The sequence below is a fragment of the Collinsella aerofaciens genome (assembly GCF_040920445.1).
Taxonomy (GTDB): domain Bacteria; phylum Actinomycetota; class Coriobacteriia; order Coriobacteriales; family Coriobacteriaceae; genus Collinsella; species Collinsella aerofaciens_BH.
This window is the reverse complement of sequence record NZ_JBCOTQ010000008.1, coordinates 52042-53835: the sequence shown is the minus strand read 5'-3', so window position 1 is coordinate 53835 and position 1794 is coordinate 52042. Positions and strand designations below refer to the sequence as shown.

General features: G+C 57.6%; 3 protein-coding genes. All 3 read left to right on the top strand.

What is annotated here, in order from left to right; translation table 11 throughout:
- Positions 1 to 552 (top strand): anaerobic ribonucleoside-triphosphate reductase (gene nrdD, locus AB5405_RS02385; RefSeq protein WP_368137479.1); only part of this gene is annotated, 552 nt, incomplete at its 5' end.
- Positions 553 to 979: 427 nt separating this feature from the next.
- Positions 980 to 1561 (top strand): anaerobic ribonucleoside-triphosphate reductase activating protein, encoded by a 582-nt coding sequence (gene nrdG, locus AB5405_RS02380; RefSeq protein WP_368137478.1) that lies wholly within the window; start codon positions 980 to 982, stop codon positions 1559 to 1561.
- 66 nt (positions 1562 to 1627) lie between these two features.
- The coding region (locus AB5405_RS02375; protein WP_368137487.1) for a GTP cyclohydrolase I at positions 1628 to 1794 on the top strand (167 nt) is incomplete at its 3' end.

Genomic DNA, 1794 nt, shown 5'->3' with positions numbered 1-1794 from the left:
AACGACAAGTGCGCCGAGTGGAAGGCCGAAAGCGATATTGACTTCTCGCTGTACGGTACCCCGCTTGAGTCGACGACCTACAAGTTCGCCAAGTGCCTGCAGCGTCGTTTTGGCATCATCCCGGGCGTGACGGACAAGGGCTACATCACCAACAGCTACCACGTCCACGTGTCCGAGGAGATCGACGCATTCGACAAGCTCAAGTTCGAGGGTATGTTCCAGCAGCTTTCGCCGGGCGGTGCCATCTCCTACGTCGAGGTTCCCAACATGCAGGACAACCTCAAGGCTGTCATTCGCGTGATGCAGTACATCTACGACAACATCATGTACGCCGAGCTCAACACCAAGAGCGACTACTGCCAGGTGTGCGGCTACGACGGTGAGATCAAGATTGTCGAGGATGACGGCAAGCTGGTGTGGGAGTGCCCCAACTGCGGCAACCGCGATCAGGAGAAGATGAACGTCGCCCGTCGTACGTGCGGCTACATCGGTACCCAATTCTGGAATCAGGGCCGAACCGAGGAGATCCGCGACCGCGTGCTGCATCTCTAATACCGCTCCGGGGCTGAGCCGGGAGGGCCGCTTGGGCATTTGCTCGCTATTTCGGACAGTCCTGCGCAAGACGAAGGCCACATTAAGTGGCCTTCTTTGCGTGCGGAACTCATATCGAGCAAAAGCCCAAGCGGCCCTCTCGGCTCAGCCAAGTTGACGTAGCTGAGATGCGGCATGCGGTCTGCTCACTCCTCGAAGTTCTAAGCGGAAATGAGTTGACTTGCAACAACGCTTTGCTTGCGATGGCGGTTGAGTTGCAACAAGGTTTTTATTGGACCTCGAACCCTATACTCGATGTTCTCTTCGTTCATTGAGTTACCCTTTGCATGAGGCCGGGACATATCGTCCCGCCCGCAGTTTCGCAGGCCGAAGGCCGAGAATGTTTGAGGACGGGATGATATGTCCCGGCCTCCCGGGAGAGTTACTTATGAACTACGCGAACATTAAGTATTTCGACATTGCTGATGGGGAGGGCGTTCGTACTTCTCTGTTTGTGAGCGGGTGCCGTCGCGGGTGCAAGAATTGCTTTAATTCTGTCGCGTGGGACTTTGCCGCGGGCGAGCCGTTCGATCGTGCCGTCGAGGACAAGATTATCGAGAGCCTCGATCATCCCTTTATTGACGGCCTGACGATTCTGGGCGGCGAGCCTATGGAGCCCGAGAATCAGGCGGGGCTTGTTGACTTTATCGAACGCGTGCGTGCGGCCTATCCTGCGGGGTCGGGCAAGACCATTTGGTGCTTTACCGGTGACGTGCTCGAGGAGCTTATGCCGGGTGGCCGTCATCATACCGAGGTGACGGACCGTATCCTGGCCTGCCTCGACATGTTGGTGGACGGCCCGTTCGTTCAGGATCTGTACGATATCTCGTTGCGCTTTAGGGGCTCGAGCAATCAGCGCGTGATCGACATGAACGCCACGCGCGCTCGTGCTGCACGTGAGAACGTTGCGCTTTGCGACGCCGTGGAGCTTTGGCGGGACGATCCGGTCTATTCGACCCATACTATGTAGCTTGTGGCCGATGCCGGAGGGCGTGGTACCATAGCGCGAACGCAAAATCGGAAAAGTGAGGCCCAGATGGTCGATCAGGAAAAAGTCGAGGCCGCCATTAAGCTGTTGCTTGAGGGCATAGGCGAGGACCCAACTCGTGAGGGCCTGCTGGAGACCCCGGCGCGCGTTGCCCGTATGTATGGTGAGATCGCCGGCGGTATGGACCAGAGTGCCGAGGAGCACCTGTCCAAAAC